This window comes from Cupriavidus sp. GW823-FHT07A04 (assembly GCF_058794615.1).
The window spans coordinates 316079-332543 of the sequence record NZ_JBXAHA010000005.1; the positions used below are offsets into that span (position 1 = coordinate 316079).

The 16465-nt window shown below is 67.2% G+C and carries 15 protein-coding genes; 7 read left to right on the forward strand and 8 right to left on the reverse strand.

Annotated elements, in window-relative coordinates; genetic code table 11:
* Positions 1-13 precede the first annotated feature (13 nt).
* Positions 14-862: a class I SAM-dependent methyltransferase gene (locus AC1Q7Q_RS11290; RefSeq protein WP_492372704.1), complete on the reverse strand. Its 849-nt coding sequence runs from the start codon at positions 860-862 to the stop codon at positions 14-16.
* Between the two features lie 301 nt (positions 863-1163).
* Between AC1Q7Q_RS11290 and AC1Q7Q_RS11295 the strand changes: the two genes are divergently transcribed.
* The 6 genes from AC1Q7Q_RS11295 to AC1Q7Q_RS11320 all read left to right on the forward strand — a co-directional run bounded on the left by AC1Q7Q_RS11295 (position 1164) and on the right by AC1Q7Q_RS11320 (position 6928).
* Positions 1164-1631 carry a rhodanese-like domain-containing protein gene (locus AC1Q7Q_RS11295; protein WP_441639719.1) on the forward strand — a complete coding sequence of 156 codons (468 nt, stop codon included), beginning with the start codon at positions 1164-1166 and terminating at the stop codon, positions 1629-1631.
* Positions 1632-1734: 103 nt separating this feature from the next.
* Positions 1735-2688 carry a serine O-acetyltransferase EpsC gene (gene epsC / locus AC1Q7Q_RS11300; RefSeq protein WP_492372705.1) on the forward strand — a complete coding sequence of 318 codons (954 nt, stop codon included), beginning with the start codon at positions 1735-1737 and terminating at the stop codon, positions 2686-2688.
* A complete protein-coding gene (locus AC1Q7Q_RS11305) occupies positions 2685-2945 on the forward strand; it encodes a helix-turn-helix domain-containing protein (RefSeq protein WP_150986150.1) in 261 nt (86 codons plus the stop codon). The genes epsC and AC1Q7Q_RS11305 overlap by 4 nt, the downstream gene beginning before the upstream one ends.
* A gap of 183 nt (positions 2946-3128) precedes the next feature.
* Entirely contained in the window at positions 3129-4061 is a 933-nt protein-coding gene (locus AC1Q7Q_RS11310) for a family 2A encapsulin nanocompartment shell protein (RefSeq protein ID WP_492372706.1), read from the forward strand.
* Complete coding sequence (locus AC1Q7Q_RS11315) at positions 4036-5922, forward strand: family 2A encapsulin nanocompartment cargo protein cysteine desulfurase (RefSeq protein WP_492372707.1); 1887 nt, start codon at positions 4036-4038, stop codon at positions 5920-5922. The genes AC1Q7Q_RS11310 and AC1Q7Q_RS11315 overlap by 26 nt, the downstream gene beginning before the upstream one ends.
* 235 nt (positions 5923-6157) lie before the next feature.
* Positions 6158-6928, forward strand: a complete 771-nt coding sequence (locus tag AC1Q7Q_RS11320; protein ID WP_492372708.1) for a ferredoxin--NADP reductase — start codon at positions 6158-6160, stop codon at positions 6926-6928.
* Positions 6929-7008: 80 nt separating this feature from the next.
* Here AC1Q7Q_RS11320 and AC1Q7Q_RS11325 read toward each other — a convergent pair whose 3' ends face one another.
* The 6 genes from AC1Q7Q_RS11325 to AC1Q7Q_RS11350 form a co-directional block, all read right to left on the reverse strand.
* Positions 7009-7182, reverse strand: a complete 174-nt coding sequence (locus AC1Q7Q_RS11325) for a hypothetical protein (RefSeq protein ID WP_416052102.1) — start codon at positions 7180-7182, stop codon at positions 7009-7011.
* Between the two features lie 69 nt (positions 7183-7251).
* Positions 7252-8979: a dipeptide ABC transporter ATP-binding protein gene (locus tag AC1Q7Q_RS11330; protein WP_492372709.1), complete on the reverse strand. Its 1728-nt coding sequence runs from the start codon at positions 8977-8979 to the stop codon at positions 7252-7254.
* Positions 8976-9926, reverse strand: a complete 951-nt coding sequence (locus AC1Q7Q_RS11335; RefSeq protein WP_492372774.1) for an ABC transporter permease — start codon at positions 9924-9926, stop codon at positions 8976-8978. The genes AC1Q7Q_RS11330 and AC1Q7Q_RS11335 overlap by 4 nt, the downstream gene beginning before the upstream one ends.
* A 16-nt stretch (positions 9927-9942) precedes the next feature.
* Positions 9943-10908 (reverse strand): ABC transporter permease, encoded by a 966-nt coding sequence (locus AC1Q7Q_RS11340; RefSeq protein WP_492372710.1) that lies wholly within the window; start codon positions 10906-10908, stop codon positions 9943-9945.
* 16 nt (positions 10909-10924) lie between these two features.
* Positions 10925-12514: an ABC transporter substrate-binding protein gene (locus AC1Q7Q_RS11345; RefSeq protein ID WP_492372711.1), complete on the reverse strand. Its 1590-nt coding sequence runs from the start codon at positions 12512-12514 to the stop codon at positions 10925-10927.
* 35 nt (positions 12515-12549) lie between these two features.
* Complete coding sequence (locus tag AC1Q7Q_RS11350; RefSeq protein ID WP_492372712.1) at positions 12550-13980, reverse strand: leucyl aminopeptidase family protein; 1431 nt, start codon at positions 13978-13980, stop codon at positions 12550-12552.
* A 161-nt stretch (positions 13981-14141) separates the two neighbouring features.
* Here AC1Q7Q_RS11350 and AC1Q7Q_RS11355 point away from each other — a divergent pair, with 161 nt between their 5' ends.
* Entirely contained in the window at positions 14142-15554 is a 1413-nt protein-coding gene (locus tag AC1Q7Q_RS11355; protein WP_492372713.1) for a lysozyme inhibitor LprI family protein, read from the forward strand.
* Between the two features lie 37 nt (positions 15555-15591).
* On the opposite strand, the gene AC1Q7Q_RS11360 is transcribed toward AC1Q7Q_RS11355, so the two are convergent.
* On the reverse strand, positions 15592-16446 hold the full coding sequence (locus AC1Q7Q_RS11360; RefSeq protein ID WP_492372714.1) for a hypothetical protein: 855 nt from the start codon (positions 16444-16446) through the stop codon (positions 15592-15594).
* Positions 16447-16465 lie beyond the last annotated feature (19 nt).

A 16465-nucleotide genomic window follows, 5' to 3' on the forward strand; every position in this document is an offset into this window, starting at 1 on the left:
CGTGAAGCGTGCCTCAGCGCGGTTTGATGAACTTCAGCGTCATGCGGTCCGATTCGCCGACGGCCATGAAGCTCGCGCGCTCGCGCTCGCCGCCGCGCAACGTCGGCGGCAACGACCACACGCCATCGGGATGGTCGTGGCTGTCGCGCGGGTTGGCATTGATCTCGCTGCGCCCGGCAAGCGCAAAGCCAGCCGCGCGGGCGTGGTCGATGACGTAGTCTTCGGTGACGTAGCCGGTGGCGATCATCTGCTCCAGCGAGGTGCCGGGCGTGGCCCGGTGCTCCTCCACGCCTAGCACGCCGCCAGGTTTGAGCACGGCGTAGAAGGCGCGCAGGCTGTCGTCCAGGTGGCCGTCCTTGATCCAGTTGTGGATGTTGCGAAAGGTCAGCACCAGGTCGGCGCCGCCCGGCGGGGCGATATCGGTAAAGGCGCGCACCGGCAGCGTGCCCACCGTGACCTTGCCGTAGTTGCCCGGATCCTGCGCCAGTTTCTTCTCGAAGTTCGCCCTTGAACGCTTGCCTTGCTCGCTGGCATCCGCGGCGCTCACATCGTAGTGCGCGGCGTATAACTTGCCGTGGTCGCGCAGCACCGGCGCCAGGATCTCCGTGTACCAGCCGCCGCCCGGCGCAATTTCGATCACTGCCTGGTCCGGCTGCAAGCCGAAGAACCGTAGCGTTTGCAGCGGATGGCGGTACACGTCGCGGGCCTTGTTGGCGGCACTGCGCTGCGGGCCGGCGATGGCGGCGGCGAGGGCTTCGTCTCCTGCGGCAGGCGCGGCGCTGGCCGCGCTGGCCAACATGCCGGCGCTGGCCAGCAGCAGGGCGTGCCGCACGAAACGGCGCCGGGCAGGGGAGGGAGTCATGGCATTCCTTGCTGAAGGTGAGTGGTGAACGGCGCGGTGAGCGGTGGCTATCCCTAGCCGCCCTCGAATCTGGACGCAGCCTGGCAGGTTTGTCAAGCCGGTTCATGCCTTTCCCGCGTTGGCCGAGGGTGCCCTCAAGGAAGCGTCTTAGGAAATGCGTTTTTATTCGTTCTCAATCCAGCAGCGTCATTTCATAGTTGAGCCGTGATGGCTATAGGCGGTTGCCGTCAACGAAAAAGCGTGCATCGGGCAGGCCCGGCTTAGCCCGCACGCGGACAACATGCTGCAAGGAGAGCGTTTCATGACAGTCGCATTGGAAGACAAGATCAAGCATCCCGTGCTGGAAGCCGCGCGCGGCGTGGCACGTTCCTCCGGCCTGCCCTATGCCGGCCGCGTCACGCCGCAGCAGGCCTGGGCGCTGTTCAGCGCCGGCGATGCGGTGCTGGTCGATGTACGCACGGCGGAAGAGCGCAAGTTCGTCGGCTATGTGCCCGATACCCTGCACGTGCCCTGGGCCACCGGCACCAGCCTGACCCGCAACCCGCGCTTTGCGCGCGAGCTGGAAGCCAAGACCGGCAGGCACGCCGTGGTGCTGCTGCTGTGCCGCAGCGGCAACCGCTCCGCGCTGGCTGCCGAAGCCGCCACCAAGGCGGGGATCGCACATGTGTTCAACGTGCTCGAAGGCTTCGAAGGCGAGATCGACGAGCGGCAACGGCGCGGCAAGAGCGGCGGCTGGCGCTTTCACGATCTGCCGTGGATCCAGGACTGAGCCGCGGCTGGCGCAAGCAATCAATCGATAGAGATCCACAAGCATGGCGATCAACAAGCCGCGCGAACCATCGCGCGGACAACGCAGAACGGGGAGTACCACAGTGGCTGACTTCGAGATCGGCGAGATCGTGCTCGCCCTGCAGCAGGTGCGCCAGCAATGGAGAGAAGGCCAGCAACGCTTGCTGGAGCCGGGCGGGCGCGACCTGCCTTCGCGCGATGCGCTGGCGCAGGTGGTCGCCACCCTCAAGGGGGTGCTGTTTCCCATGCGGCTGGGGCCGCCCGATTTGCGCCAGGAAAGCGAGAACCTCTATATCGCGCATTCATTGGACGCGGCGCTGCACGGGCTGCTGGCCCAGGCAAGGCTGGAGTTCCACTACGCCGCACGCCATGCCGAACGCGATGAAGCCGCGCTGAGGACGCGCGCGCTGACGGCCGTGCGCGAGTTCGCCGCCGAGTTGCCGCGCATCCGCGGCCTGCTCGACAGCGACGTGCTCGCCGCCTTCCATGGCGACCCCGCGGCCGGCAGCGTGGATGAAGTCCTGCTCTGCTATCCCGGCATCCTGGCGATGATCCATCACCGCATCGCCCACGCGCTCTATGGCCTCGGGCTGCCGCTGCTGGCGCGCATCGTGGCGGAGCTGGCGCATGCGGAGACTGGCATCGACATCCATCCCGGCGCGCAGATCGGCGGCGGCTTCTTTATCGATCACGGCACGGGCGTGGTAATTGGCGAGACCACCATCATCGGCGAGCGCGTGCGGCTGTACCAGGCGGTGACGCTCGGCGCCAAGCGCTTTCCGCGCGACGCCACGGGCAAGCTGGAGAAGGGCCTGCTGCGGCACCCCATCGTCGAGGACGATGTGGTGATCTACGCCGGCGCCACCATCCTTGGCCGCGTCACGCTGGGCCGCGGCGCGGTGATCGGCGGCAATGTGTGGGTCACGCAGGATGTTGCCGCCGGCGCCCATGTGACGCAGGCCGTATCGCGCAACGAGACCGCCAGGGTGCCGGGCGCAGGCGAGCTGGCGCGCGTGATCGAGGCGAGCTTGCCATGACGGACCTGGTGCGGACTTTGGGCGCCACCGTGCGCCAGTTGCGCGAGGCGCATGCGTGGTCGCAGGAAGAGCTTGCCGAGCACGCGGGCATGAATCGCTCGTATATCGGCGAGATCGAGCGCGGCAGCGCGATTGCCTCGATCGTCACGGTGGAAAAGCTGGCCGTGGCGCTGGGCGTGCCGATCTCGTGGCTGCTCGGATCGGGCGCCGCACACGTCTCGCTGCGTGATGCGCAGGTGGTAGGCACGCGGTCTTAGCCACCGCCGCGGATCGCCACGAACCACGCGCAAATCCATGCGCAAATCCATGCGCATTGCCGTCTATAGCATGTTGAACGGGCCGGGCCGTCTCCCGATAATCGCTGCGGTAATAACGATTCTTGTTTTTCTCATATAGCCATCAGCCATCAGCCATCAGCTCACAGCTAAACGGAGTAGCACATGTCGGTAAACGGGAGCGGCCAGACGGCGCTCGGCGATAACGCAGCACGGCAACTAGCCAATGCCACCAAGACCATCCCCCAGCTCGCGACCATCACGCCGCGCTGGCTGACGCATTTCCTGCAGTGGGTGCCGGTGGAAGCCGGTATCTACCGCCTCAACAAGGTGCAGGACCCCGAGTCCGTCAAGGTTGCTTGCACCCAGCGCGACGACGAAGGCAAGCTGCCGCGCACCTTTGTCAACTACGAAGAGCAGCCGCGCGAGTATTTCCTGAACGCGGTCAGCACGGTGCTGGACGTGCATACCCGCGTCTCGGACCTCTACAGCAGCCCGCACGACCAGATCAAGGAACAGCTGCGTCTCACCATCGAGACCATCAAGGAGCACCAGGAAGGCGAACTGATCAACAACCCGGACTACGGCCTGCTGGCCAACGTGGCCGAAGATCAGCGCGTATTTCCGCTGACCGGCGCGCCCACGCCGGACGACATGGACGAGTTGCTGAGCAAGGTGTGGAAGGAGCCCGCGTTCTTCCTGACCCACCCGCTGGCGATCGCCGCTTTTGGCCGCGAATGCACGCGCCGTGGCGTGCCGCCGCCGACCGTCAGCCTGTTCGGCTCGCAGTTCATCACCTGGCGCGGCATTCCGTTGATCCCGTCGGACAAGGTGCCGGTGGCTGATGGCAAGAGCAAGATCCTGCTGCTGCGCGTGGGCGACAAGCGCCAGGGCGTGGTCGGCCTGTTCCAGCCGGGCGTGGCGGGCGAGCAGGGCCCGGGCCTGTCGGTGCGCTTCATGGGCATCAACGACCAGGCTATCGCTTCGTACCTGATCTCGCTGTACTGCTCGCTGGCCGTGCACGCGCCGGATGCGCTGGCGGTTCTCGATGACGTGGAGATCGGCAAGTACCATGACTATCCTGACACCTACAAGTAATCCGGTGAATCCGCCGAATCCGCCGGCCGGCCCGTCGGCCGCGCTGCCGGGCGCGCCTTCGGTGCCGCCCGGCCTGCCGGATCCGGCGGTGCTGGCGCGCCTGGCGGGGGCGTTTTTCTCGGCCCTGCCGGGGACATCGCCGGCTGCCGCGCAGTCGCTGCCCGTGGTAAACAACCCGGCGCCGCCTGGCTCGCCCGTGGCGGGTCCTGGCGGCACGGGCACCGGCGTGCCGGGTGCGGCGATCCCGCAGGGCCACGTGCCCGGCGCCAACCTGCTGCCCGCCGCGCCGACCCATGTGCTCTCGCTGGCTAATCGCGCGCCGGCCTTGCGGCCGGCCTCGGTGGCGCAGAATGGCCTGCCCGACACGGTCGCCACGGTGGCGCCCGCGGTGGAAAGCCGCTTCGGCGGCCAGGCGCTGGGCGTGCCGCATGCGGCGGCGCCATCGCCGCAGTCCTCGGCCGCGCCTGCCTACTACTTCCTGGAGGGCGCGGGCCGCGACCTGCATGGCGGCGCGTCGAGCCTGCGCGAGATCGCCGCGTTCGGCGATCCGCTCTCGCTGCATCTGCCGCAGCAAGGGGCGGGCGCTTACGGCTATGGGCGCGAGCAAGAGCGGACGCTGCCGTGGGCATCGTCTTCGGCGCGCGTGCCGTTCGACGTCAACGCGATTCGCCGCGATTTCCCGATCCTGCAGGAGCGCGTCAACGGCCGCCAGCTGGTGTGGTTCGACAACGCCGCCACCACGCACAAGCCGCAGTCGGTGATCGACCGCATCTCGTACTTCTACGCGCACGAGAACTCCAACATCCACCGCGCCGCCCATGCACTGGCAGGGCGCGCCACGGATGCCTACGAGGCCGGGCGCAGCAAGGTGCAGCGTTTTATCGGCGCATCCTCGCCCGACGAGATCATCTTCGTGCGCGGCACCACCGAGGCCATCAACCTGATCGCCAAGACCTGGGGCGTGCAGAACGTGGGCGAGGGCGACGAGATCATCGTCTCGCACCTGGAGCATCACGCCAATATCGTGCCGTGGCAGCAGCTCGCCGCGCAGACCGGGGCCAGGCTGCGGGTGATTCCGGTGGACGATTCCGGGCAGGTGCTGCTGGATGAGTACCGCCGGCTGCTCAACGACCGCACCAGGATCGTGTCCGTGACGCAGGTCTCGAATGCGCTGGGCACCGTGGTGCCGGTCAAGGAGATCGTCGACCTGGCTCACCGTGCCGGCGCCCGCGCGCTGGTCGACGGCGCGCAGTCGGTCTCGCACATGCGGGTGGACGTGCAGGCCATCGATGCGGATTTTTTCGTGTTCTCGGGCCACAAGGTGTTCGGGCCCACCGGCATCGGCGTGGTCTACGGCAAGCGCGAGCTGCTGGAGGCCATGCCGCCCTGGCAAGGCGGCGGCAACATGATTGCCGACGTGACCTTCGAGCGCACCGTGTTCCAGCCGCCGCCCAACCGCTTCGAGGCGGGCACCGGCAACATCGCCGATGCGGTGGGGCTGGGCGCCGCGCTGGACTACGTGGAGCGGGTAGGCATCGAGAACATCGCCCGCTACGAGCACGACCTGCTGGAGTACGCCACCCACCTGCTGCAGCCCATCCCGGGCGTGCGGCTGGTAGGCACGGCGCGCGACAAGGCCAGCGTGCTGTCCTTCGTGCTCAAGGGCTATGAGACCGAGGAAGTGGGCCGCGCGCTCAACGAGGAAGGCATCGCCGTGCGCTCCGGGCATCACTGCGCCCAGCCCATCCTGCGCCGCTTTGGCGTGGAGGCCACGGTGCGGCCGTCGCTGGCCTTCTACAACACTACGGACGAGGTGGACCGGCTGATCTCGGTGGTCAGGCGGCTTTCGGGGCGCCGTTGAGCCTGAAAACGCAGGGCGTGGGGCTTATAACCCCCCTGAAACTGCATGAATCGGGACGCGCCCTGCGTTTTCTTCTAAAATCCGCTATCTTCTCACCTTGATCGGCGCGCCTTCCAGCCTTCGGACCGGAGCCCGCCTTGTTGAACGCAACCGGCAAGCTACCGCCAAGCCTTTGGTATCAGGCCACAACAGGCCATCGACGCCGGCGCCATCCAGCGCATATAGCGCCTTATTCATGAGCAATCTCAACCAGCAAGCCATCCTCTCCGTCCACCACTGGACCGACACGCTCTTCAGCTTCACCTGCACCCGCGACCCCGGTTTCCGCTTCGAAAACGGCCAGTTCGCCATGGTCGGTCTGGAAGTGAACGGTCGTCCGCTTCTGCGTGCCTACAGCATCGCCAGTGCCAACTACGAGGAAACGCTGGAGTTCTTCAGCATCAAGGTGCCGGACGGCCCCCTGACGTCGCACCTGCAGCACCTGAAGGAAGGCGACCAGATCTTCGTCGGCAAGAAGCCCACCGGCACGCTGCTGGTCGACAACCTGCTGCCCGGCAAGACCCTGTGGCTGCTGGCCACCGGCACCGGCCTGGCCCCGTTCCTGTCGATCATCCGCGATCCGGAAGTGTACGAGCGCTATGACAAGGTCGTGCTGACCCACACCTGCCGCTTCGTCGAGGAACTGGCCTACCGCGAGCTGATCCAGGAACACCTGCCGCAGCACGAACACCTGGGCGAGCTGATCCGCGAAAAGCTGGTCTATTTCCCCACCGTGACCCGCGAAGAGTTCGACAACCAGGGCCGCATCACCGACCTGATCGCCAACGGCGAGCTGTTCGAGCGCCTGGGCGTGGAGCCGTTCTCGCTGGAGAACGACCGCATCATGCTGTGCGGCAGCCCGGACATGCTCAAGGACATCCGCGCGATGCTGACCGAGCAGCACTTCACGGAAGGTAACATGAGCGAGCCTGGCCATTTTGTGCTTGAAAAGGCATTTGTTGGCTAAGCGTACCGGCCACTGAAGGCCATTGCGTCATGACGATCGCCGGGGTTCCCCGGTGATCGCTCAATCCCGCTGGCGGGACATCATTGCTGGCGGGACATCACCCAGAAGTGAATCCCCAGGGTGGTCAGGAAGACACCCCCCAGCTGTATCCACGCCAGTTCCGTCCCCAGCGACAGATAGAGCCCCGCAGCGCCGGCGGCCGTGCCCGCACGCCCGTGCCATTTGCGCGTCCTGCCATGGTTCTCTTGCGTCATGCTTGCGTTCCTTCGCTGACGAGTGCTACTCACCAAGTGCGCCACCACTAAGCCACCACTAAGCCACCACTAAGCCACCGCCACCACCGGCAACCCCCGTACCCGCCCCACATCCGGCACCGCAGCCATCAGCGTGCGCGTATAGCCATGCCGGGGTGCCGCAAAGACCGCATCCGCTGGCCCGACTTCGACCAATTGCCCGCGCTGCATCACGCCCACCTGGTCGCATAGCTGGCGGATCACCGCCAGGTTGTGGCTGATCAGCAGGTAGGTCAGGCCGAATTCGTCCTGCAGGTCGCGCATCAGGTTGAGTACCTGGGCTTGCACCGAGACGTCCAGCGATGACGTGGGCTCGTCGCAGATCAGGAAGTCGGGGTGGCTGACCAGGGCGCGGGCGATGGCGATGCGCTGGCGCTGGCCGCCGGAGAACTGGTGCGGATAGCGCCGGCCGGCGTCCGGCGACATGCGCACGCGGCGCAGTGCCTGCGCCACGCGTTCCGCGGTGTCTTCCGGGCTCTTGCTGAGTCCCAGCGCTTGCAGCGGCTCGGCAATGAGGCGGTCGATGCGCCAGCGCGGGTTGAGGCTGGCGTACGGGTCCTGGAAGATCATCTGGAAACGCCCGGGCAGGGTGGCTGCGGCTTGGCGGTCCGCCCAGCGGTCCACGCCGTCGATCACGATGCGTCCGGCGCCGGGCCGGGTCAGGCCGGCAATCATGCGCGCCACGGTGGACTTGCCCGAGCCGGATTCGCCCACCAGCCCGAAGGTGGTGCCGCGCGGGATGGCGAAGCTGACGTCGCGCACCGCGTGCAGCACCTTGCGCGGCTGGCGCGCGAGGGTGCGCAGCAGCCAGCCGGCGGAGAGATCGAAGTCGCGCGACAGGCCCTGCACCTGCACCAGTGGCGCGGTGTCTTGCCTGGCCTCGGGGCGGGATGCCTGCGCTGGCAGCGGCGCCACGGCGCCTTCGTCCGGCACCGGCAGGCGGTGCAGCCGCTGGTGCACGGAGGGAATGGCGGCCATCAGCGTGCGCGTGTAAGCCGCGCGGGGGTGGTCGAGGATGTCGCGTACCGCCCCGGTTTCCAGCACGCGGCCTTGGTACATCACCAGGACGCGGTCGGCGGCCCCGGCGATCACGCCCATGTCGTGGGTGATCAGCATGGCGGCGGTGCCGCGCTCGCGGCAGACGCGGCGCAGCACCTGGATCACCTGCGCCTGCACGACCACATCGAGCGCGGTGGTCGGCTCGTCGGCAATCAGCAGTTCGGGCTCGCCGCACAGCGCCAGCGCAATGGCCACGCGCTGGCGCATGCCGCCGGAGAACTGGTGCGGGTACTGGTTGAAGCGCGTGGCGGGGTCGGGGATTTCCACATCCGTGAGCCATGCCAGCGCGCGCTGGCGTGCCTGCGCGGGCGATAGCGGCAGGTGGGTGCGGATGGTCTCGGTGAGATGGTGGCCGATGGTGCAGACCGGGTTGAGGCTGGTCAGCGGGTCCTGGAACACCATGCCGATGTGCTTGCCCCGAACGCGGCGCATGTCTTCGCCGCGCAAGGTGTCGATGCGTTCCCCGCGCAACGTCACGCTGCCGGCACTGATGCGCCCGGGCGGCTCGATCAGGCCGGTGACGGCATTGCCGGTCATCGATTTGCCCGCGCCGGATTCGCCCACCACACCCAGGATCTCGCCGGGTGCGATCTCGAAGGACACGTCGTCGAGCACGTTCACCGTGCCACGATAGGTGTCGAACGCCACGGACAGGCCGCGCACGCTCAGGACGGGCTGGTTCACAGGCATCTTGGTCATTGGAGCTTGGGGTTGAGTGCGTCGCGCAGCCAGTCGCCCGCGAGGTTGACCGAGAGCGCCAGCGCCAGCAGCACCAGCGCGGGCAATAGCAGGATCCACCACTCGCCGGAGAACAGGAAACCCTGGCCAACGCGGATCAGCGTGCCCAGCGAGGGCTGGGTGGGCGGCAGGCCCACGCCCAGATAGGACAGCGTGGACTCTGCCACCACCGCCAGCGCAAAGCTGATGGTGCCGATCACCAGCACCGGCGCCAGCAGGTTGGGCAGGATATGGCGCAGCAGGATCGCCGTGCGCGAGCGCCCGATGATGCGGGCCGCCAGCACGTAATCCTTGTGCTTTTCCACCATCACCGCGCCGCGCACGGTACGCGCGTATTGCACCCATTCCGACAGGCCGATGGCGGTCACGATCACGTAGAGCGCCATCTCGTCGCGGTAGCCAGCGGGCAGGATGCCGCGTGCGATGCCAAAGATCAGCAGCGCCACCAGCAGCACCGGAAAGGTGAGCTGGACATCGGCCAGGCGCATCACCACGGTATCGAACCAGCCGCCGGCATAGCCGGCCACCAGGCCAAGCGTGACGCCGATGGCCAGCGATAGCGCCACCGCCGCCGTGCCCACCAGCAGGGACATGCGCAAGCCGTAGAGGATGGCGGAGAAAATGTCGCGCCCCTGGTCGTCGCTGCCAAGCGGATAGAACGCGCCGGACGCGCCATGCTGCCAAGGTGGCGTGAAGGCATCGAGCAACTCCAGCCCGGCGGGATCGAAGGGGTTCTGCCGCGCCAGCCAGGGCGCGAACAGGGCGGCGAGCACCAGCAGCGCCAGCAGCAGCACGGCAAATTGCGTGGTACGCGAGCGCGCCAGCGCCCGCACCACGGGCGACTCGGCATTGCGCCAGCGGGCTTGCGCCGGGGCGGCCGGGGCGGCAGGAGCGGGGGCGTTTTGCATTGAGGTCATGGAGAGATCAGGCACGGCGCAGGCGCGGATCCACCAGCAGGTAGACCAGGTCCACCGCCAGGTTGATGCACACGTACAGCACCGCGATCATCAGCAGGTAGGCGGCGATCACCGGCACGTCCACCGCCTGGATCGATGAGATGAACAGCAGCCCAACGCCGGGCCACTGGAACACCGTCTCGGTGACGATGGCAAAGGCGATCAGCGAGCCGATCTGCAGCCCGGTGATGGTGACCACCGGGATCAGCGTATTGCGCAGCGCGTGGCCGTAGTGGATGCGCCGCTCGGGCAGGCCGCGCGCGCGGGCAAAGCGCACGTAGTCGGTGCGCAGCGCCTCCATCATTTCCGCGCGCACCAGGCGCATGATGAGTGTCAGCTTGAACAGGCCTAGCGTGGCCACCGGCAGCACCAGCGAGGCCCAGCCGGAGCGCGTGAGCAGGCCCGTGTTCCACCCGCCCACGGCTATGGTGTCGCCGCGCCCGAACGAGGGCAGCCAGCGCAGCTCCACGGCAAACAGGTAGATCAGCAGGATGCCGATCAGGAAGGTCGGCAGCGAGACACCGACCAGCGACACCGTCATCAGCACGCGGCTGGCCCAGCCGTCGCGCTGTATCGCCGTGTAGACGCCCAGCGCCACGCCGCCCAGCACGGCGACCACCGCCGCCACCAGCGCCAGCTCCAGCGTGGCAGGCGCGCGCTCCAGGATGACTTGCGTCACCGGCCGCTTGACCCGGTACGAGATGCCGAACTGGCCATGCAGCACGTTGCCGAGATAGCGCGCGTACTGCACCGGCACGGGCCGGTCGAAGCCCAGTTCGGCCACCAGCGCCTGGCGGTCTTCGATCGAGGCATCCTCGCCCAGCAGGCTGACCGTGGGATCGCCGATATGGCGAAACACCAGGAAGGCGATAAAGGACACGGCCAGCAGCACCAGCAGCGACTGGCCGAGGCGGCGGAGAAGGTGGACCAGCATCAGCGCGCGCCCATTGTCACGACTTCGCCAGCTTGAACAGCTTGAAGTAGGGCGTGTTCGACGGGTTCACCGGGATGTCGAACTTGCGCACCATGGCATAGGTCTGGATCTGGTCATGCAGCGGCAGGTAGACCAGTTCGTTCTGCACCGTGGTCCAGATGCTCTTGATGGTGGCGTCGCGCTGCTTCTGGTCGCCCTCGCTTGAGAGCGAAACGATCTTCGCATCCAGCTCCGGGTTGCTGTAGCGCGTGGCATTGGTGGCGCCGCGCGCATTCTTGCCGCGCGTGTGGACCAGGTAGTCGAAGATGTAGGCGGAGTCGTAGGTCGGCACGCCCCAGCCGTACAGGTAGAAGTCCGTATCCAGGTTGTTGATGGCGGCGGTCTGGATCGCCAGCGGGCGCGAGACCACCGTGGTCTTTACGCCGATGCGGCCCAGGAAGCCGGCAGCCGCCTGGCAGATCGCTTCGTCGTTGAGGTAGCGGTCGTTGGTGCAATGCAGGGTGATGCCGAAGCCGTTGGGATAGCCTGCTTGCGCCAGCAGCGCCTTGGCGCGCGCCACGTCGGGCTTGCCGACCACGTCGAAGGCCTTGTCATAGCCATGCACGAACGGCGGCGCGATGATATTGGTCGGCACCGACAGGCCGCGCATCACGGCCGTCTTGATGGCATTGCGGTCGATGGCGAGCTGGAACGCCTCGCGTACGCGGCGGTCGGCCAGTGGGTTGCGGTCCTTCACGTCCGAGTACTTCAAGGGCGCGTTGCCCACGTTCAGGCCGAAGAAGATCACACGGTTTTCCGCCGCCTGGTTCACGCGCAGCCTGGGGTCGGCGCGCAGCCGCGCCGTGTCCTGGATCGGCAGGTCCTGCACGAAGTCCACCTCGCCGGAGAGCAGCGCGGCCACGCGGGTGGCGGGCGACTTGATCGGCAGGTAGACCAGCTCGTCGATCTCCAGCGGGAACTGGCCGCGGCCCCAGTACTGCGGGAAGAGCTTGAGCACCGTGCGCACGTCCTGCTCGCGCGACACCAGCGTGTACGGGCCGGTGCCGTTCACATTGCGCGTGGCGTAGGTCTCTTCCTTGGCCGAGGCGTTCTGCGGTTGCTCCACGTTGTGCGACTTGGACCATGCCGCGCTCAGGATCTGGATATTGGTCAGGTTGTCGGGCAGCAGCGGGTTGGGGCCGGCGGTCTTGATGCGGATGACGAAGGGAGAAACCTTGGTCACCTCGGTGATCGAGACCAGCAGCGATTTCATGTCCGAGGTGGGCGACTTGGCGCGCAACAGAGAGAACACCGCATCGTCGGCGGTAAATACGCTGCCATCGTGGAACTTCACGCCCTTGCGCAGCTGGAACTCCCATACCGTGGGGTCGTCCGTGCGCCGCCACGAGCTGGCCAGCGTGGGCAGCAGCTTGCCATCGGCGGTGCGGATGATCAGCGGCTCGTAGACCTGGTGCAGCAGGTTGTGGTTGGGCCCGTTGTTGACGGCGTGCGGGTCCAGCGTGGATGCGTCGGCCGAGCGCGCCCAGCGCAGGGTTTCGGCGTGCAGCGCGGGAGCGGCCAGCAATGCGGCGGCCAGGGTGGCGGCCAGCGCCAGTCGTTGGATCATGTCGGTTGTTCTCACTTACGGTAGTTGTCTTGTCATCAGGAATGCGTGGGCTCGCCGGCAACCGCGGGAAAGCGCTGCGCCAGCAAGCCAAAGAGCGCGCGCAGTCCCTGCGCCTCGCCGCCGCGCGGGCGGCCCGGGCGGTCTTCCTGGTTCCAGGCGAACAGGTCCAGGTGCAGCCAGGGCGTGCCGTCCGGGATAAAGCGCTGCAGGAACAGGGCAGCGGTAATGGCACCGGCCAGCGGCGCGGCGGCGGCATTCTGCGTATCCGCGAACGACGACTTCAGCATGGCGCGATAGGGCTGCCACAGTGGCATGCGCCACAGCGGATCGGCCAGTCGCTGGGCCTGCGCGAGCAGGTCAGCTGCAAGGGCGTCGTCATTGCTGAACAGCGCGGGCAGCTCCGGCCCAAGCGCGACGCGGGCCGCGCCGGTCAGCGTGGCCAGGTCGATGGCGATGGCGGCGCTCTCCTGGCGCTCACCCAGCGCGTGATGCAGGGCATCGGCCAGCACCAGCCGGCCCTCCGCATCGGTGTTTTCGATTTCCACCGACGTGCCATTGGCAGCGCGGATCACATCGCCTGGGCGCAGCGCGCCGGCGCCGACGGCGTTTTCCACGGCCGGCACCACCAGGGTCAGCCGCACGGGCAGGCGCGCCTGCATCACCAGCCGCGCCAGCGCAATGGCGTGGGCCGCGCCGCCCATGTCTTTCTTCATCCAGCGCATGCCCTGCGCCGGCTTGATATCCAGCCCGCCTGAATCGAAGCACACGCCCTTGCCGACCAGCACCACGCGCGGCGCAGCCGGGTCGCCCCAATGCAGCGTGGCCACGCGCGGCGCTTCGGCAGCCGCGCGGCCGACGGCGTGGACCAGCGGGAAGCCCGCATCCGGCAGGGCGTCGCCGATCCATTCGCGGAACTCGGCGCCATGCGCCCGCGCCAGTGCGCGGACTTCTTCCGACAAGCGTGCTGGGCCGAGGACGTTGGCCGGTGTGTTGACCAGCCGGCGTACCAGGCCGATGGCCGCGGCCAGGGGCTGGAGGGCTTGCAGCGTGGCCTGTGGCACGACCAGTTGCGCGAGGTCTTCGGCGCCATTCGCCGCGTCGTCCACCGTGTCGTCCTCGGTGTCGTCCCAGCTCGCGGGCAAGGCACCGATGGCCCAGCCGAGCGCGGCCAGCGGCGGTTCGTCCTGCGCGGCGGTGATGGCATAGCGCCCCGGTGGCAACTGCTTCGGCAGGCCCGCCAGTTGCCACAACGGCTGGGCCGGATCGGCGCCAACGATCACGCCCGCCAGAGCGCCTTCGGCATCCGGCAGCAGCAGCGTCTTGCCAGGCAACGGGACGAAGCCGGTTGCGCGTGCCCACTGCGCTTGCACCGGCGGCAGTTGTTCCAGCAAGGCCGCAAGCGTTTGCGGTGCCGCCACGTGGAGCGGGATGGCGCCATCGGGCAGCGCGGAGAAGCTTTGAGGCATGGAGCAGGTAGCGGCAGGCTTGCCATGAACAAGGACTTGCTAGACTACCGGCCGGTGCGCATCGGCACAAAGAAGCATATTGCGCTTCCATATGCGCTTGTTGAGGGGGCAGTGCCTGCTTGCCTTCCCAGGCTGGAACCACTCAGAAGAGAACGCGCGTTGTGAATGTGAAAATCAGGAATTACTCGTCGCTGATCGCCTTGTTGGCGCTGTATGTCCCTGCCGCACAGGCGGCGCAGGCCGGCATGCAATGCGAGCGCGCGGCGAGCAGCACGGAGATCGCGATCTGCGCCAACGAGGATCTGCGCAAGCTCGATGGCAAGCTCTCGGCCGTGTATGGCAAACTCGCCAGCGCCCAGGCCCAGCAGCGTGCCGCACTACGGCAAGCCCAGCTTGCGTGGCTGAAGACCCGGGATCAGTGTGGCGCGGACAAGAGCTGTATCAACGCGCAGTATGACGAGCGGCTTGCGGCATTGCAGGCGCAGCTGCGCGAAGCCGCCGCCTACAAGCCGGACAGCGTGGACCGGCAGGCGCTGGAGGACCTGCGCCAAGCCGTGGAAGCCATGCGCAAGACCGAGCCGGTATTCCCGCTTGAGAAGGCCCTCGATGCGATCCGCATCAAGACGGGCGTGACGACGTTCGCCAACGTGAAAGACGGCAAGCAGACGGGCGACGACGCGCATTTCCCGGCGACGCGCCCCCCGGGCGTCACCAGCGACGAATGGCGCGCTTTGCAGGCCTCCGGCATCGAAGGCGGAGGGGAGAACGGCAACGCTTCCTACACGCTGATGGATATCGACGGCGACGGCCAGCGTGATCTCATCATCGACACCTATTCCGGTGGGACCGGGCTGTTTTCCTACGTGAGCGCGCTGCGGCGCGAGGGCGGAAAATTCGCAGGCGCCGATGGCTCGACGGGCCGGGCCGACGCGTTGGAGCAAGGAAGCTACCTCTACTCGGTCAACGGACGCGGCGCCAACCAGGCGGCGGACTGGGTCCGCCTGCGCGGACGCGTATATGTAGCGTACCGGAGCAGTTACTACGGGGTGGACAACGTTCACCTGCTCAGGCCGCTGACGGTGGTTGGCGAGGTGCCAAGGCTTGCTGTGCAATACCGCTACCAGCTCTCCATCCCCAGGATCCAGAAGGACGAAGAGAAGGGCGCGGTGACCACGCTGGACAGCACCCTGCATGCCGCCCTGACGCGCGCGCTTGCGCAGGCAAGCAGCGAGGTGGCACGCGATGCCGGCACCATGGACAAGCCCCTTTGCCCGGTTCCGGACACGGTCAAGGGCGATGACCGTGGTGTCTACTACAGCTACGGCCCGGGCCACTACACCTTTGAAATCGTGGCAGACATGCCCGTCTGGGTAGGGCGCCAGTGCTACATCGGGCAACTGGTCGACTGGTTTGGCGGCTATTCACCCAAGGACGGGCTGTTCGCGCAACTGTGGATGCGCAAGCCGGAGGACCAAGAGCAGGCGCAAGCGCGGACGTATTCCGTCAAGGGCTTGCGCACCGCTGTCGGGATCAAGGCGTCGATCGGCAAGGTGGAGGGCGACAACGGCATGTAATCTACCGCTTGCCGCCGCTCGTCGCCCGGCAGCCGGATCATTCGCTGATCTCGACCTCCATGTTGGTGATGGTCGGGAAGTGCTTGTCCTCCTTCAGGTTGACGGTAAACGCCACCCCCTTGCGCTTGCCCGCCATGAAGCCGGTGTTGCGATCCAGGTCGGACACAGCATCCTGCAGCGGCGGCGTCAGTTGCTTGTAGAAGGCCAGCACCTGCTCGATGCTGTCGGTGGTCTGCAGCCGGAGCACACGCTTGGCCTTGGCGTTGCTCAGCGCATCCTGCGCGGTGCGGTGAACGATGGCCCGCGGGTATAGCGGCACTTGCGACGAAAATCCCTTGGGGAGCTTGACCGGCTTGGCCGCGGTGTTGGCGGCATCCAGCGTGATGGTCTCCACCTTGGCGATCTTCTCGCCGGAGTCGGTCTGCAGGTCTTCGGGCACGTCCTGGCTCCACGCAACCAGCGGTTGCGCCTTGGCACGATCGAAGCCAGGCCGCAGGAAGACGGACAGCCGGCCGTGCTGGTCGTCCTGGCAACCATCCTTGCCGCATTCGCGGTGCACCAGCGCAGCGGCCAGCACGTCACCGCGCTCGTCTACCAGCACGGCCGCGCGCTCGGCGCCATGGGATAGCTGGCGGCGCGACGACAGCACGCGCTGGCCATCGGGCAGTTCCTGCTGGACCCGGTTGGTGCGCGACTGCAGCCCCGACAGGATCTGCTCGGCCAGCAGGCCGTCCTCCCAGTAGTAAGTACCGGACGCATTGCCGGCGAACCGGGTGATGGCGAGATCCAGCGCGGGGGCTTCCCGGGTTTCCTGCTGGTGGCTGGTGTCCAGGACCAGGACGGCATCCGCGGCCAGGGCAAGGGGCGCGGTGCCGAGGGTGGAAAGCAGCAATGCCAGCGCTGCACAGGAG